The following is a 16,093-nucleotide window of genomic DNA, read 5'->3' on the forward strand; positions in this document are numbered from 1 at the left end:
TCCCCGCATGACACGGTGCCCATGGAGTCCCCATGGCCCGGGGTTCTCGATGCATCCATTCCGAGGCCGCGGCCTGCAGCCCCCGAGCCTGGCATCACGGTCGGCAAATCCGTCGCGGCGCCGCCACGGGCTGCACCTGCATTGCGATCGCCGGTGCCGAAGCTCCGCGGCGCCCCGCCCGATGGGGAGCCCCGCGACACGAGCACACCGCCGCCCGCGGCCATGCCCGCGCCGCCGGAGGTGTCGGGGCCTGCCACGCGGCCGCAGCCCCGCCCCCCCGTCGCCGCCGATCCCATGGCTGCTGTCGGCGCAGCATTGCATGCTGCAATGCAATGGGTTTCGCAGCCCGCGCCGGAGGCACACGGCCCGCGCCCGTCCCCTTCTTCGACCGCGGCGCAATCCTCCCCGCCCATTGCGCCGCCCGAGCCCCGGGCCGAGCCTCCTGGGGCCTCGCGCGTGCCCGACGCGCCGCCCCGCGCCCGTGCGCAGGTCGTCACGCGCCCACCGGGCGAGCCGCTCCCCCGGCCTGCGTTGCCGAAGGCCACGAGCGGGCGCTCGATTCATATCGGCACCATCGAGGTGCATGTCGCGCCCCCCCCGCCGCCGCCCGCGGCCCCGTCCCCGAATCGCCGGGAGGAGCGGCGCGCGGCGTCGGAGACCACGAACGGGGCGCCGACACTGCTCTCACGCGGCTTCACGACGACGATCGGCCTGCGGCAAGGATGATGCATGGAAGCGGCCCCGAAAGGCCGCCGAGGAGATGTCACGATGCAGGAGGTCCACATCGACCGGCTCATCTTGAAGCTCTCGGGCCTGACCGAGGACGAGGGGCGGCGCCTCGCGATGAAGGTATCCGAGGGGCTCGCAGCGGCCGACATTTCAAATGCTGCCGTCGAGAACCCCGGCGCCCTGCGGCTCGACCTGCGAGCCTCGCCGCGGGAGCAGAGCGACGTCGACTCGCTCGCGCACCACATCGTCAGCGGTATCGTACGGGAGCTGTCGCGCTCGGCATGACGGCCGTGAAGGAAAGGAGTTGAGAACATGCCGGGCTATTTCATGAAAGGCGCGTTGGTCCAGCTCGCCAAGAAGGGGCCGATCCCCGTGCCGAATTTGATCATGTTCCAGTACAACCCGGAGACCATCGAGCACACGTGGGATCAGCCCGATGGGGGGGGCGGCGGCTCCAAGCCTGGCTCCTATTCCAATCCGCAGGCGGCCTCGGGAAAGCCGGGCGAGTCGTTCTCGTTCACGCTTCAGATGGACGCGAACGATCAGATCGCCGAGGGGAGCCGCATCGCGGCCATTTCGGGCGTCTACACGAGGCTCGCTGCCCTTGAAATGCTGCTCTTTCCGGTCGAGGTCAAGGAAGAGCTCGTCGGCGCGACCGGAGCGAAGAATGCGTGCGAGGTGCCGCAATTCGTCCTCCCCACCGTCCTCTTCGTATGGGGCCCGGGGCGCATCCTGCCCGTACGCGTGACGAGCCTCAGCGTGACCGAAAAGCTCTTCGACAAGATCCTCAACCCCACCCAGGTGGAGGCGAAGATCGGGCTCCGCGTGCTCACGCCCGAGGAGCTCGCGGTCGCAGCGCAGGCCCACGACCCGCTCGCCAAGGTCGGCATGGTCGCCTACTCGTACTCGCATGGCCTTCGCCAGGTCCTCGCAATCGCGAACCTGGCCAATGCCAAAGGCGACGTCGGCATGCTGCCGTTCTGATTGGAGGATATGCATCATGTTCTCGCCCGGAAGCCGTTACGCCAAGGAAACCACGTATACCGTGCAGACCAAGCGCGGCGTCGTGACCGCGACGACGATCCCGCTGCCGCGGCAGCCCCAGCTCCTCGGCTTTCATCGGAGGCTCGAAGGCGAGCGCCTCGACTACATCGCCACGCGCCACCTCTCGGACCCGACGGCTTTTTATCGTCTCTGCGACGTGAGCGGCACCATCGCGCCGGACGCGCTCGCCGCGCGCGAGCTCGTAGGCGTCCCGGTCACGGGTACCTGAGACATGGCAAACGCGCTGCAAATTCTCACGGACGGCGTGGAGGCGGGTGACGATTCGCTCTGCAAGTCCTTTGGATCCATCGAGATCGAGGAGAGCGTCGACCTGCCCGGGGCCATCGAGATCTCGCTCCCGCTCGACGGCACGCCCGCCGGCGAGCTGACGCGCTTGACGGACCCATCGATCCAGCCCTACGCCAATCTCTCCCTCGTGGCGACGGCCGAGGAAAAGCCGCCGGAGTGCATCTTCGACGGATACGTTCTTTCACACAAGATCCACCTGGAGACGGGCACGACGAGCTCCACCCTGAAGGTATGGGGTCAGGACGCCTCCTGGCTCATGAACCTGGACGAGAGGGCACGTGAATGGATCGGCATGACCGACGGCGGTGTGGCGAACGAGGTCTTCAAGGAATACGGCATCACGCCTGCGTCCGAGAATACCGAGGATGACTCGCCGGCGCACACGGAGTCCGGCCACACGCTGATGCAGCGAGCCACGGACATCCAGTTCCTGAAGCAGCTCGCTCGCCGCAACGGCAAGCTTTGCCGCGTGGCTTGCGCGGATCGTCCCGGCGCGCGCATCGGCTATTTCGGAAAACCCAACCTCGCGGCCGCGCCCGCCGTGACCCTCACGCTGAATCCCTCGGCCACGGCCACGGTGCACGCGCTCGATTTCGAGTGGGACGTGGCCAGGCCAAGTGAAGTTGCCGCGCAGCAGGCTTTGTTCAGCGACCCCGACCCGAGCGCCGCGCGCGTGGAGACCAAGGACAGCGGGTTGCCCTTGCTGGAAGCGCGGGGGCTCTCGGACTTCATTTCCCCAGGGCTCGGCAGCATCCAGGCGATGGGCGGCCGCAAACCCAAGGCCCTGTTGACGACGACCGTCGACGACGCAGGCGAGCTCGCCCTGCGCGCGCGTTCGCTGCTCCGAGAGGCCGGCTTCTTCGTTCGTTGCAAAGGCGAAGCCGACGTCTCGCAGCTCAAGGCCGTCTTGCGCGCGGGGATGGTCGTACAGATCGACGGGGCCGGCAGCATCCACTCGGGCAAATACTTCGTCTGGAGCGTACGCCACACGATCCAGCCGAGGAGCCACAAGATGAGCTTCGTCCTGGTACGCAATGCGGTCGGTTCGCCGCCGCCCGGAGGAGCGTGATGCTGAACGAGCAGGCGATCCTGGACATCCTCGACCGGATCCGAAACAGGTTTTACGGAAAATACCGCGGCTTCGTCGTCGAGGTCGAGCAGGGCGGGCGAGGCCGCATCAAGGCGAAGGTCCCTGCTGTGCTCGGCGAGACGATCACGGGCTGGTGTTCGCCTTGCGTGCCCTATGCAGGGCCCGACGCAGGCATCGCCTTCCTGCCCGAGGAAGGATCGGGGGTGTGGATCGAATTCGAGGGCGGAGACGTTTCCTACCCCATCTGGAGCGGGTGCTACTGGCACGACGGCGAGATGCCCGCCGATGCCGCGCCGGCAAAGAAGGTGATCCGCACGGCGGCGGGTCACCAGTTCCTCTTCGATGGGAGCTCGCTGCTCCCATCGCTCACCATCACGGATCCCAACGGCAATCGTGTCATACTGGACGCGATAGGGGTGACGATCAGCCGGAGCGCTGGGAAAATCGAGGTCCTCGAAGCGGCCGTCAAGGTCAACGACGACGGCATGGTGGTGACGTGATGGGCGCGTTCCTCACCGAATCGAGCTTGCTCTTGTGCCCGCATTTCGGAAGGGTCAAAGCGACTGCCCCCGCCGTGCGTGCGCAAGCGGTGCAGGGCTCCCTTCTTCACGCCACCGGCGCCGCGCTCGTGGAGGGCTGCGTGCTTCAGACGTCGAACGGGCCCCATCCGTGCGTCACCGTCGTCTGGTCGGAGCCGACGACGAGGTGCCTCGTGGGAGGACAACCCGTGCTCACGGAGAGCAGCACGGGCCGCTGTTTTGCGGCCGATGGCACGCCCCAGGGCACGGTGATCGTGAGCATGCAACAGAGGGCAAGGGGGCAATGAGGTGGTCATGAAGCGATGCGATTACGCCTTTCCGTTCCGCATCGACGGCGTCTCCGGTCAGGGGGCACGCGCGCCCAGCTATGAGGCGCATGTCGAGCAGATGATCCGCCAGGTGCTCCTCACGACGCCCGGGGAGCGCATCAACAGGCCCCTCTTCGGCGCCGGGCTCCGCCGCCTCTTGTTCGCCCCGAACGCCGAGCCGCTCACCGCGACCGCGCAGATGCTCGTCCTTCAGGCGTTGACCGACGCGCTCGCCGAGCACATCGACGTGAAAGAGGTGAAGGTCTATGGGGCCGGCGAGGTGGACGACGAGGGTCAGCTCTTGATTCGCATTGATTACGTGATCCGCCAGACGCGCGCCCCGCAGCACACGGAGGTCCTGATCCCATGAGCGGTATTGCCGACCGCGCGAAGCTGCTCCGCCTGCACCCGGAGCTCAACGGGATCGATTTCGTCGAGATCGCGAACATCGCGCAGACGGAGATCCGTATCCATTTCGTGAACCCCGTCGGCGACCTCGTGGGCGTCGTGACGGGCGCCACGATCACCGGAGGGGACGCGATCCCGAAGGTGCCCGTCCTGCCGATCGACGACGCCAACGACTGGGACGTCCCGGCGAAGGTGCTCACGCTGCGCGTCGCAGCGCCCGGGGATTTCTCGACGTACACGCTCGCATTGCAGAGCGCCTCCGGTGCGGGCACGCAATCGCTCGATCCTTATTTCGATCACGTCCCGTTCTCGTTCAAGGTCGGCTGTCCTGCGCTCGTCGACTGCGAGGCGCAGGCCGCGGCGTGCGCGCCGCCCCCCGCGGATCCGCCGCCCATCGATTACCTCGCCAAGGACTTCGATAGCTTCCGTCGGGCGCTCCTCGAGTTCTCGGCGCGCCGTTATCCCGCGTGGGAGGAGCGATCCCCGGCAGACTTCGGCGTCATGTTCCTGGAGGCCCTCTCCAGCGTCGCCGACGACCTCAGCTACCAGCAGGACCGCATCGCCGCCGAGGCGTGGCTGGAGACGGCCACGGAGCGGCGCAGCGTCGTCCGACACGCGCGCCTCGTCGATTACGAGCCGCGGCCGGCGACGGCCGCGCGCGTGCTGCTCCAGTTCGAGGTCACGGGCGGCCCGATCGGGGCGGGGCTCCCCGTGAGCACCCAGGGGCCCGACGGGACGACCCTCTTTTTCGAGACGGGCACCGGGCTCGGCGACAAGACGAAGTACACGGTAAACCCGCTCTGGAACAAGATCGAGCCGCATTGGTGGAACGACGACGAGCGATGCCTCCCTACGGGCGCGACGGAGATGTGGGTCGAGAAACACGGGCTCGGCCTCACGGCAGGGCAAAGGGTCTTGATCGATACCCTGCCAGCCATTCCCGGAGATCCACCCGTGCGGGAGCTCGTCACGCTCGCGGCGGATGGCGAGGAGCGGATCGACCCGCTCGCCGGGGGAGGCGGCAAGGTCACGCGCCTCGTGTGGCGCCCCGAGGACGCATTGCGGCGTGATCACGATCTCACACGAACGACGCTCTCGGCGAACCTCGTCCCCGCGACGCAGGGGCGCCGTTTCACGGAGACCTTCGCCACCGAGAGCGCGGCGATGCTCGGTCAGAGGGTGGCCCTCACGCGGACAGGTCCGGGAGGCACGCCGCAATACCTCTTCCCCCTCGACGGCGTGCCGCTCGCCTGGCTGTACCGCGAAGACGACCCGGACGCGCGGCCTTGGCCCGAAATCAGGGTTACGCAGGTGAATACGAGCCCCGCCCGCCCGTGGGTGTTTCGGCGCAGCCTGCTCGACGCGGAGAGCTTCGACGAGGCATTCACCGTCGACCCTGTACGGTACGCTCGCGTCGGAATGCCCGGCCCCACCGGAGCTGCGCCCATGGAGTACGACGGCGCCGAGGGGGATACGATCCGATTCGGGGACGGCTCTTTCGGCGTCATTCCCGAGGCAGAGTCCGTCTTTCAGGTGACCTATCGCGTGGGCGGCGGAGCCACGGGCAACGTGGCCGCCGACAGCATCACGCGTATCGTCCCGGGTGGGATGCTCGAAATGGTGGCCGCGAAGGTGACGAACCCCTTCCCGGCGACGGGCGGCGCCGATCCGGAGACGGACGAGGCTGTACGAAAGCTCGCGCCGCACGCATTTCGCGCAAAGACGCGCCGCGCGGTCCGCAAGGAAGACTATGAACGGATCGCTGGCGAGCTGCCCTGGGTGCAACGCGCAGGCACGGCCTTCCGCTACACGGGGAGCTGGCTCTCCGTGTTCACCGCGCCCGACCCGCGCGGCACGGGCGAGCTCTCCCTCGACAGGCGCATCGAGCTCATCGAGGAGCTCGAGCGCGTGCGGCTCGCGGGCTACGAATCGCACGTCCTGCCGCCGCATTTCGTGGCGCTCGATATCGTCGTCGAGGTCTGCGCGAGGCGAGACGCCTTCAAGGCGGATGTTCGAGAGGCGGTGCTCGAAGCGCTGAGCGCCGCTCGCAGGCCCGACGGATCGACTGGATTCTTCCATCTCGATCGCTTCACCTTTGGCCAGGGCCTGTGGAGGAGCGCGCTCGAGGCCGCGGTGCAGCGCGTCCACGGCGTCGACGGCGTGCGCGTGGTCCAGTTCCGACGGCGCGGATCGCCAATCGGCTTCATCGATATGCCGGCGCTCGTCAAGGTAGGAAAGGCGGAGATCCTGCGCGTGGACTCGAACCCGAGCCGACCCGAGCGAGGGAGCGTCGACGTGCTCGTGGAGGGCGGCAAATGAGTGACGACGAGAAAGTCTGCCCGTGCGACACGATCGTGCATCCCCGGACGATCCACAATCCGCCGGGGCTCGACACGATCGAATACCGAACCGGCGATTATACGAGCTTTCGCCAGGCCCTCTTGCAGGTGGTGCCAGGTGAGCAGGCGCTCGAGAGATGGCAGCCGAGCGCCGAGGGCGATCTGGCGTTGCAGCTCCTCGAGTGGTGGGCATACCTCGCCGACATCCTCACGTTCTACAACGAGCGCATCGCCAACGATTCTTATTTGCGGACGGCCTATCAGCCCGCGAGCGCCTCGCGCCTGGTCAACCTCCTCGGGTATCGCCCGAGGCCGGCGCTCGGTGCGACGGGCAAGCTCTCGACGCTGCTGTCGGCTGGCCATACGAAGGTCACGGTGCCGCAGGGTCTCCCGCTGCAAAGCAAGCCAAATCCGGGCGAGGAGCCGCAGATCTTCGAGGTGGACGCGGTCGCCACGGCGAGCGCGCCGGGCGTGCTGGAGGTGGACCCCGCCGTCGACACGTCAATCGACGGGTCGAGCGTGCTCCTGAGCGGCGTCATCACCAGCGTGAGGCCATTCGACCAGCTTCTCCTCGTGGCGAAGAGCTGGAACATGTCGACCACCGGTTATGCGTGGGTCACGGTCCAATCCGTCGCCCACGAGAAGGACCCGCGCGGAAATGTCAATACGCGGGTCACCTTCACCGCACCCCTGAGCGGATTCGGCGATGTGAAGGCGAAGGAATGTCGCTTGCTCCGGAGCACCCTGGAGACGAAGCTCTACGTCAGGACGAATGCCCCTGGTGTGGTCGTGTTCATCGAAGGGGTCGCGCACCTCACGTCCGTCGCTCGCGATCTAGCCGTCGGGGACCTCGTGTTGTTTTCATCGAGCCAGCGCAAGCACCTCGCGCAGGTCACCGAGTACAAGGAGGTCGTCTGGTACGAGAATGCGCCCAATGGGTATCCGTCGACGCCGCCGGGAACGCCGGAGGAGCCGGTCATCCCGCTTCCGAACCTCCATGCGGACATTTACTTCGCCCCCGGGGTCGGGGTCCCGGAGTATGCCTCCGATCCCCTGTCGGGTTACCGCGTCCTCTACGGCTTCCGTGACGTGGGCTCGCTGATCGACAACCCACCTGCGGAGATCAGCGTCGAAACGCTCACGTTGATCCCCCGCGCGGCGGTGCCGGCCTCGCTCAAGCCCGGCAGCGAGGTGCTCGTCGAGGACGCGACGGGGGCCGGCTCGCTCGGCAAGGTGGATACGATCACAGGCGGCAAGATCGTGGTCGAGCGGTCCGACACGCTGCTCACGTTGAAGCCGCCGCTGCGCCTTTTCTACAATCTGCTCACCGTCTCCCGCGGCCAGACCGTGCCCCGGGAAGTCATGGGGGATGGCGACGCAATGAAGGTCGGACAAACCTTCGCGCTCCAGCAATCGCCGCTCACGCACTTCGCAGGGGCCGTGCCCGGCGGGACGTTGCCCTACCGCAATACGCTGCGGGTCTGGGTGAACGATATCGCCTGGACTGAAGTGGAGAGCTTCTACGGGCAGCCGCCCGAGGCGAACGTCTTCACGACCCGGCAGGACGAAGAAGGGAAGACGTTCGTGGTCTTCGGCGATGGCGTGAACGGCGCGCGGCTCCCGACGGGGAAGGGCAACGTGGTGGCTTCGTACCGATATGGCGCCGGCGCGGCCGCGCCCAAGGCGGGGGCGCTCACTGTGCTCTTGAAGCCGCTCACGGGGCTCTCCGCCGTCCGCAATCCCGTGCCGGTGGGCGGAGGCGCGGACATGGAGTCGCCGGCCGCGACGCGGCGCGCGGGGCCGCGCTCCGTGCTCACGTTCGGTCGGGCGATCTCGGGAGACGATTACGAAGCAATTGCGCTCGCGGCCGGTGTGCCGAGGGTCAAATCTATTTTCGCGTGGGACGCGGAGATGCAACGAGCGGTGATCAAGCTTTACGTGGGCGGTGATCCAGGCGCCGTGGGTGTCGCCATGGCGGCGCTCGAGCCGGCGATCGACCCGAACCGACCCCTGCTCGTGCTGCCGGCAATACCGAGGAAATGCACCCTCGCGCTGGTCGTGGTCGCCGATCCGCGATACGAGGCGGAGGCGCTCCGCACGGCGGTGGAGAGCGCGCTGCTCGACCCCGACGCGGGTCCGTTCCGCGCGGGCGTCGGCCAGATCGGCGGCGCGATCTACGATAGCTGGATCATCGAGGCGTGCCTGCGCGTGCCCGGGGCCATCGCCGTGTCGTCCCTGGTCTTTGCCTCCTCGCCGTCCGATCCATCCGACACGCAAAAGCGGCACGACCCGGGCGAGGGCGGTTTCTTCACCCTCGCAGGCGAGGACCTCGACATCGCCATCGAGACGACGGGAGCACAGCCGTGACGACGATTTCAGACGGCTACGAGGCTTATTACACCGACAAGCTGTGGGGCCTCTTGCCCGAGGTGTACCGGGCGGAGGACTCCACGGATACGAGCAAGAAGGGCCCGCTGCGCGAGATGGTCCAGCGCATCGGCGTCCAGGCGGCCGTCCTGCGCCGGAGCATCGACCGGATGTGGGAAGACCAATCGATCGAGACGTGCGACGATTGGGTCATCGCTTACGTCGGCGATCTCCTCGCGACGAACCTCGTCGCGAGCCTCGACGCGCGTGGGCAGCGGCTCGACGTGGCCCGGACGATTTATTATCGGCGCCGCAAGGGCACGCTCGCGGTCCTCGAGCAAATCGCATCGGATCTCACCGGGTGGGACGCGCGGGTGGTCGAGTTTTTCCGCCGGATGGCGCGAGCGCGGCACGGGCTCGATCCCGAGATAGGCTGGCCCGCGGACAGCCCCGATCCCGAAAAGGCGCGCAAGCTCCAGGCGGTGCAGAGGCTCGTCGGGCGGCTGACCCATACCACTGCGGGGGGCTTTGCAGACCTCCGCAGCCCGCACGGCGCGCGCTTGACCGGGACCGCATTCGACGAGTTCTCGTATACCGCGGATGTGCGCGTGGGCCGAGGGCACACCGGATGGTACAACATCCCGCGTCTGGGCGTATTTCTCTGGCGGCTGCACAGCCTGTCCCTCGAGGCAGTGACGCCGGTCCAGGTGGCAGGGTGCCCGAATGAATACACGTTCGATCCGACGGGGCGGAGGATCCCTCTCTTCGCAGCGTCTACTCGGACCTATGGCGATGAATGGATCTCCCCGGACGAACACCAGCTCCCGGGACCCATCAGCCGTCTCTTGATGCTCGTGTCGCTCGAGGAGCTTTATGCGGCCGTCGATCCGGCGGAGCCGACGGCGGTCGAGCAGCGCTCGCTCGGCATCTTCCGCCAGAACGGCGACTTCCTGGATCTGATCCCCGTGGAGCACCTCATCGCCGATCCGGGTGCGGATCCTGGAAATGACGACAAGAAGATTTACATCGATCCGGAGCAGGGCGTCTTCTTCATGCCGGCGAATCCGGATCCACCCATTCCCGGGAGCGGGCCCCTCCGCGTCGCGTACCATCATGGATTCCCATCCACGATCGGGGCGGGCGCTTATGACAGGCGGGTGCGCGGGCAGGTGAACCCACCGCCGACGAGCGTGCCGATCGACGTGAAAGGCGGCGGCTCCGCGCTCGCAACGGCGCTCACGTCGTCGAGCGGCGAAGGGACGGTGCTCCTCCAAGATTCGCTCACCTATGGCACCGTCGTCGACGTGACCGTGACCGATCTCGTGCTAAAATCCGAGAATCGGGAGCGGCCCCTCGTCAGGCTCACGCCAGAGGGCACGTTGTGGTCCTTCACCGGTGCGTCCGGCAGCTCGCTCGTGCTCGACGGTATCTTCGTGAGCGGGGGCGAAATAGCTCTGAAAGGCACGTTCGAATCGGTGGTCATCGTGACCTCGACGCTCGATCCGGGCAACCTGGATCCCGACACGAACACCTACGAGAGCAGCGTCGATGGGCGGCTCCTCGCTCCTTGCCGGCTTCGAATCGAGGGGCAGGTGCGGTCGTTGACGATCGAGCGATCCCTCACAGGCCCGATTGTGGTCACTGCCGGTGGCGCGGTGGAGCACCTCCTCATCCGGGATAGCATCGTGCAATCCCTCGGCGCGGAGAAAGCGCTCTCGGTCGTGGGCACGGGCGAGGTCGAGATCGAGCGCGCCACGATTCTCGGCCCGGGCGAGGTGCACCGGCTCCACGCGAGTGACGCGATTTTTCACGACATCATGACGGTTGCGGACACGCAGCACGGCTGCGTGCGCTTCAGCGCGTGGGCGGAGGGCAGCATGCTGCCCCGGCGGTATCAAACGCAATCGATCACACCGGCCGCGCCGATCTTCACCTCGACGCGGTTCGGACAGCCCGGATACGCGCAGCTCGCGCTCTCGGCTCCCGCCGCCATCACGGAGGGCGGAACCGAGGGATCGGAGCCCGGGGCATTCTGGCGCGAGAAAAATGCAATCAAGGAGCGGAGCCTCCGCATCCGGTATCAAGAATATGTACCGGTAGGGCTCGCCCCAGTGTTCATTTACGTGACGTGAACGAGACCGCCTGACGATCGTCCGATCGCCAGGTTGCGACGCGGCAGCAGGGAAGGCAACCATGGGCAGCGACATCGCACGACGAACGTATGACGAGGGCAGGCAGTACCGAAGGGTGATCGCGCAGCAGGGCCGCGCCGTCATCGAGGCAGACCTCAACGAGGCGCAGGAAATCACGACCGAGGAGCTCCGGAAGGAGGCGCTCGATTTCGTGGGCCCGGCCGGGACCCCCGATGACGGCTACAAGCTGAGCATCCAGGCGCCCGAGGAAGGCGCGCCGCAGGACGTTCATATCGGACCCGGGACGATGTATGTCGGCGGAATGCGCGTGTTCCTGCCGTCGCCGGGTGCCTTTTATTCGAAGCAGCTCGATTGGCTCGACAATGCGCCTCCGCCTAGCAGTGCCTACTCGCAGGTCAGCCTCCTCCTCATCGAGCGGGAGGTCAGCGCCGTCGAGGATCGACGCCTGCGCGAGGTGGCGCTCGGCGGCCCGGACACCGCGCAACGCACGCGCCTCCAGCAGCGCTTCTTCCGGTTCAATATCCCGTTCGCACCGACCTGCGAGAGCGCGTTCGACCACATGCTGGAGCAGTTCGAGGAGCTGGGAGGTGTCCATTTCGACCCGAAAACCATGCGCATCGGGTCGAAGGCCACGCTCGCCGCGACGTTCGTACCACCGTCCCCGCTGCCCGACGAGTGCTCGCCCACCGCCCAGGCCGGCTATCTGGGCGCGGAAAACCAGCTCATCCGCGTGAAGGTGTGCAGCCCAAACCAGATCCTCTGGGGCTACGACAATGCATCCTCCCTCTACCGTGTCACCAAGGTGACGATCGACACGGCGACGGACACCAGTGTGCTCACGCTCGCGTCGAGCCCCGTGGATGCACAGCACCAGCCGCGCATCGATCAATGGGTGGAAGTGCTGGTCGCGAGCGCGGACCTCGGCGACGACAACTACATTGCCGCCCTGGATGGCGTCACCGCGCAGGTCAAGGCGCAATACAACCCCGTCGACAAGACGATCAAGATCGGCGTGGCGCTCCCTGACGGATATCCGGAGGCCATTACGACGAGCGCGCTCTTCGTGAGGGTATGGGAGGAGCAGCTCGACTTCACGCCGGACGAGGCCACGCCGATCGGGGATACGGGTCTCCAGGTGACGCTGAGCGCACCGGAGGACTTCTTCGTGAAGGGCGACTACTGGATGATCGCGCTGCGGCCCGCCGCGCCGACCAAGCTCTTCCCGGAGCGCTACACCGAGGGTCCGCAGCCGCCGGATGGACCGCGGCAGTGGATATGTCCTCTCGGCGTGGTACGCCTGACCGACGGCGGTCTCGTCATCGTCGAGGATTGCCGCCAGCATTTCGATAATCTGGTCGAGCTGACGCGCCGGCGAGGGGGCTGCTGCACGGTGACGGTGAAGCCCGAGGACGTGGATGGCGGCGCAGGGCTCCAGGAGCTCATTGATGGCTTCATCCCGACGTTGGATAGTGGCGTCGCAGTGCGCATCTGTCTGCTACCCGGCGTGTACATTCTCAATGCCCCATTGCGGCTCGGGTCGGACCATGCAGGGCTGACGATCGAGGGCTGCATCAAGAACAGCGCGGTCCTCCGGGCGAACACGTCGTTCCAACATGACTTCGTCGACGGGCTCGTCGTGCTCGTCGACACTTCGTCCGTGACCTTGCGCGGCCTGAGCTTCATTCTGCAGCGCGTGCATTTCGAGGGGGCGGGTGCGTCTTTCGGCTACTTCACTCCGTCGTCCCTCTACACGATGTCGGAGGAGGAGATCGACCTGCGCACGCTCCTGGTGGCCGTCGGCGTACGGCTGGTCAGCTCGAACGGCGTCGAAAGCAAGGACATCACCATCCGCGACTGCGTGTTCCAGTACAATGAAATCTACGTGGCGTCGGAAGACTTCGCCTTCGCCGCGGGCCTCTTCATCGCGGGCAACGTGCGAGGGCTCGAGGTGCAAGACAACCAGTTCGTCGTGGAGGCTCCTCCCGCCGGCGCATTCAGGAAATACTACTATGGTTGCCTGCACGCTCCGGCGACCACGATCGTGGATTATACTCCCTACTCTACGGGTCCGGTGAGAGCCGCCGCATGGTCGCTCCCGGCTCGCCTCGACGATGCGGTGGTTCGTGGAAACGCTTTCAAAGGCCTCACGGCGGCCGCAGCCGTGTTCCACGGCGACAACCGCAGGATCCGCGTGGAGGCGAATCGTGTCGACGCGTGCGGCTCGGGTGTGCTCCTGCTGTCGACGGACGCATGGCTCGTCTCGGACTCCGCTCTCAGCGCGAGGATAGAGAACATCGGTTCCCACATCGATGGAGCGTCGGCCGCAACGGCCATCGAAAGGCTGCAGACCCTACGCCTGGACCCAGCCCTCGGCGAGGGCGGAGCGATCGCGCGAGCCTACCCCCTCCCGAGCGGCGCCAACGCGCCCGACGACATGGAGGTCACGGGGCCGCTGCCGTTCACATCGCTGCGGGAACTGCTGGTTTACGTCGAGGAAGTCACTTTGGAGGAGGTGACGCAGGGAAGGCTCATCCTCCATGTCAGCGGGAACGAAATCGAGTCGAACTCGAATTCGGGCGCGGCATTGCTCGTATGGGCCCCGCCCCCCGAGCCTCGGGAGCCTCCCGAGCCTCCCGAGCCCGCCGGCGAGGTGATCATCGGCATGAATCGCATGACGTGCGACAGCCGATCGGGGGCAGTCGCGATGCTCTACCAGGTGGGGCGCGCCACGGTCCAGGGGAACATCATGCGCAACGATACCACGGCCGGCTCGGGCCTCAGCCTCGTGATGTTGCCGGAATCGGAGGCACAGAGGCGCGCCGCCATCACGGGCAATGTGTTCCGAGGGGCGTCGGTGTTGCCCACACGCGAGACGTTCGCGGGAACGTACTTCCCTTGGCAATTCTTCAACCATGAAGAAGTCGCGCTGCCGGTATGAGCGGCTCCCATCGGACGCATGGGATCCAAGGTCGAGGCTTCCGGGTATGAACGCCGTCGCGTGTTTCGCGGCCGAGCCAAACGGATTGGACGTCACCTCGAACCCGATGTAAAATGTCGCCGCATGTACCTGGACGGTGAAGGATCCGCTCGACGGTCGATCCGTCGCAATCCACGACAGGAGCAGACCTGGGCGGCGGCGCTCGCGCCATGTCTGCTCCTCATGGCGTGCTCGCGCAGCTCGGAGACACCATCCGCCGCCGCCTCGAGCAGCTCCCTTCCGCTTCCGTCCGCGTCTCCGCCACCTGGCACGGCCCCCGCCCCCCCGACGGCAGGGGCAGCGCCGCCCAGCGCTCCCCTGCGCCTGCGTCCCCCCCTGGCAGCCACCTACCACAACGGCGAGCTCTTTCTTGCCGGCAAGGAGCACGACGGCGAGCGCCTCGTCCTCGCCCGCGCGCCAGCAGCGGCAGGGTTGCTCGAACGGACCGCGGTCCTACGCACGCTCGGCGAGGTCGAACGGGCGAGCGAGCTCCAGTTGTTCGCCGGAAGCGGGGGCGTGGCCGTGGTGGCCACGACCTCCGCAGGCGGGACGGGAAAGCAGGTACTCTACCGCTTCCACGGGAACGGAACCGAGCCCCTCTCTGCCATCGATCCGGTGAGCATCGGCGAGCGCGCGAGCGTTTGCGCGACGCTCGACGGAGTCGCTTATACCGCTCCGATGCCAGGGCCCGCCGCCCAGGAGGAGGATCTCCTCCATCCGCGCCCCTGGAGAGCGCTCGTCGCACCATTCTTGCCCGATGCGCGGCCCCTCCAGGTACCGAGCGCGCTGCTCGCTGGAGGTGCAGACAGCGCGGGAATGTTTTGCGGCCCCCACCGCGTCTTCCTCATTGCCGAGAACCGCGCCTCCGTCGGAGGTGCGTCGGAGCACGCGGCCGCGCCCGTGCAGTTGCCCCGCTACGATCCTCCGCCGTGCCCATGCCATTTTCAGCTTTCGGCTGAGGACGACACGCTGGTCGAGGCCCGGAGCTGTTGTCATGGTGAGCTCGCGCTGCGCACGTGGCAGCCGCCGGCGCAGGCGCGAATGCTTCGAATCCACGGGGCCGAAGGCGAAGGCCCAGGCGCGCTCGCAGGCGAATCGACCGCGATCGATCTGGAAGTCTTGCGGGCGACGGGTGACTTCGTGGGAATCGCGGGCACGCGCCGGCTGCCATCGAAGCTTCCGCGCCGGTCCGATCTTTCGCCGAATGCGGATTGGAAGGACACGATCGTGGAAGCCATGGTGGTGGAGCGAGCGACCGGACGCACGCGCGTGACGGCCCCGGAGCTCGCGCGCTTGCCGCCGGGTACGAAGCCTGGGCACTTCTGGGGTGGATGGAGTGGGCCGCGGTTCATTCTTGCTTTTGCGATCGAGGGAGGAAGATTTGGGCATGCAGTTCTCGATCCAGCCAGCAGCACAGTCGCTCCTGCGCGCATCGACGCTCGAGCCGATGGTGTTGCTTTCGCCGGATGCGACATGGCGCGGTGTTATGCAATCGCGCTCGCACGTGACACGGGGACTGCGAGCGCCGTCGAGGGGGCCGAGCCTTTTGCTGCCCATGTGATCACATTCCCTTGACGAGGCCAGCCGGCGCCGACCGTGCGCCCGGAGAAAACGGAACGCGGCCTCTGAACATCGCGCTGACACGCACAACGGTCGAGGAGGGACATATCTTATGAGCTTCACGCACGCGCGCAGAACCTCGAGGCAACCGACCCCTGCTCCGGCATTCCGCTCCGGCTTCGGCCACGCAAGGACGGCGCACACGAGAGAGGCGGGGGTCGGAGCCACGAAGCAGGCAAGTTCCCCCGAGCAGACTTCGACGAGCGCTGT

13 protein-coding genes are annotated in these 16,093 nt (G+C 66.9%); 12 read left to right on the top strand and 1 reads right to left on the bottom strand.

Going from position 1 to position 16,093, the window contains the following annotated elements; all coding sequences use genetic code 11:
• The first annotated feature begins 153 nt into the window (after positions 1-153).
• From POL67_RS26070 to POL67_RS26095, 6 genes are read left to right on the top strand one after another with little or no spacing between them, the layout of a single operon-like run.
• Positions 154-726 (top strand): hypothetical protein, encoded by a 573-nt coding sequence (locus tag POL67_RS26070; protein ID WP_271921759.1) that lies wholly within the window; start codon positions 154-156, stop codon positions 724-726.
• Positions 727-768: 42 nt separating this feature from the next.
• On the top strand, positions 769-1,014 hold the full coding sequence (locus POL67_RS26075; RefSeq protein WP_271921761.1) for a hypothetical protein: 246 nt from the start codon (positions 769-771) through the stop codon (positions 1,012-1,014).
• Positions 1,015-1,041: 27 nt separating this feature from the next.
• Entirely contained in the window at positions 1,042-1,713 is a 672-nt protein-coding gene (locus POL67_RS26080) for a hypothetical protein (protein ID WP_271921763.1), read from the top strand.
• Between the two features lie 16 nt (positions 1,714-1,729).
• The gene (locus POL67_RS26085; protein ID WP_136935610.1) at positions 1,730-2,002 is read left to right on the top strand and encodes a LysM domain-containing protein; all 273 of its coding nucleotides are present in this window, start codon (positions 1,730-1,732) and stop codon (positions 2,000-2,002) included.
• Positions 2,003-2,005: 3 nt separating this feature from the next.
• Complete coding sequence (locus POL67_RS26090) at positions 2,006-3,151, top strand: phage late control D family protein (protein ID WP_271921766.1); 1,146 nt, start codon at positions 2,006-2,008, stop codon at positions 3,149-3,151.
• Positions 3,151-3,672: a phage baseplate assembly protein V gene (locus POL67_RS26095; protein WP_271921768.1), complete on the top strand. Its 522-nt coding sequence runs from the start codon at positions 3,151-3,153 to the stop codon at positions 3,670-3,672. The genes POL67_RS26090 and POL67_RS26095 overlap by 1 nt, the downstream gene beginning before the upstream one ends.
• Positions 3,673-3,817: 145 nt before the next feature.
• Here POL67_RS26095 and POL67_RS26100 read toward each other — a convergent pair whose 3' ends face one another.
• Entirely contained in the window at positions 3,818-3,973 is a 156-nt protein-coding gene (locus tag POL67_RS26100) for a hypothetical protein (RefSeq protein WP_271921770.1), read from the bottom strand.
• Positions 3,974-4,005: 32 nt separating this feature from the next.
• Here POL67_RS26100 and POL67_RS26105 point away from each other — a divergent pair, with 32 nt between their 5' ends.
• The 6 genes from POL67_RS26105 to POL67_RS26130 all read left to right on the top strand — a co-directional run bounded on the left by POL67_RS26105 (position 4,006) and on the right by POL67_RS26130 (position 15,838).
• Positions 4,006-4,389, top strand: coding sequence for a GPW/gp25 family protein (locus POL67_RS26105; RefSeq protein WP_271921772.1), 384 nt, complete (start codon positions 4,006-4,008; stop codon positions 4,387-4,389).
• The gene (locus POL67_RS26110; protein ID WP_271921774.1) at positions 4,386-6,746 is read left to right on the top strand and encodes a baseplate J/gp47 family protein; all 2,361 of its coding nucleotides are present in this window, start codon (positions 4,386-4,388) and stop codon (positions 6,744-6,746) included. The genes POL67_RS26105 and POL67_RS26110 overlap by 4 nt, the downstream gene beginning before the upstream one ends.
• Positions 6,743-9,133 (top strand): baseplate J/gp47 family protein, encoded by a 2,391-nt coding sequence (locus POL67_RS26115; protein WP_271921776.1) that lies wholly within the window; start codon positions 6,743-6,745, stop codon positions 9,131-9,133. Before POL67_RS26110 ends, POL67_RS26115 begins: the two co-directional genes overlap by 4 nt.
• Positions 9,130-11,265: a hypothetical protein gene (locus POL67_RS26120; protein ID WP_271921778.1), complete on the top strand. Its 2,136-nt coding sequence runs from the start codon at positions 9,130-9,132 to the stop codon at positions 11,263-11,265. Before POL67_RS26115 ends, POL67_RS26120 begins: the two co-directional genes overlap by 4 nt.
• 61 nt (positions 11,266-11,326) lie before the next feature.
• Positions 11,327-14,224: a DUF6519 domain-containing protein gene (locus tag POL67_RS26125; RefSeq protein WP_271921780.1), complete on the top strand. Its 2,898-nt coding sequence runs from the start codon at positions 11,327-11,329 to the stop codon at positions 14,222-14,224.
• A gap of 471 nt (positions 14,225-14,695) precedes the next feature.
• A complete protein-coding gene (locus POL67_RS26130) occupies positions 14,696-15,838 on the top strand; it encodes a hypothetical protein (RefSeq protein ID WP_271921781.1) in 1,143 nt (380 codons plus the stop codon).
• Positions 15,839-16,093 lie beyond the last annotated feature (255 nt).

Source organism: Polyangium mundeleinium (assembly GCF_028369105.1).
In the GTDB taxonomy this organism is placed as follows: Bacteria; Myxococcota_A; Polyangia; order Polyangiales; family Polyangiaceae; genus Polyangium; species Polyangium mundeleinium.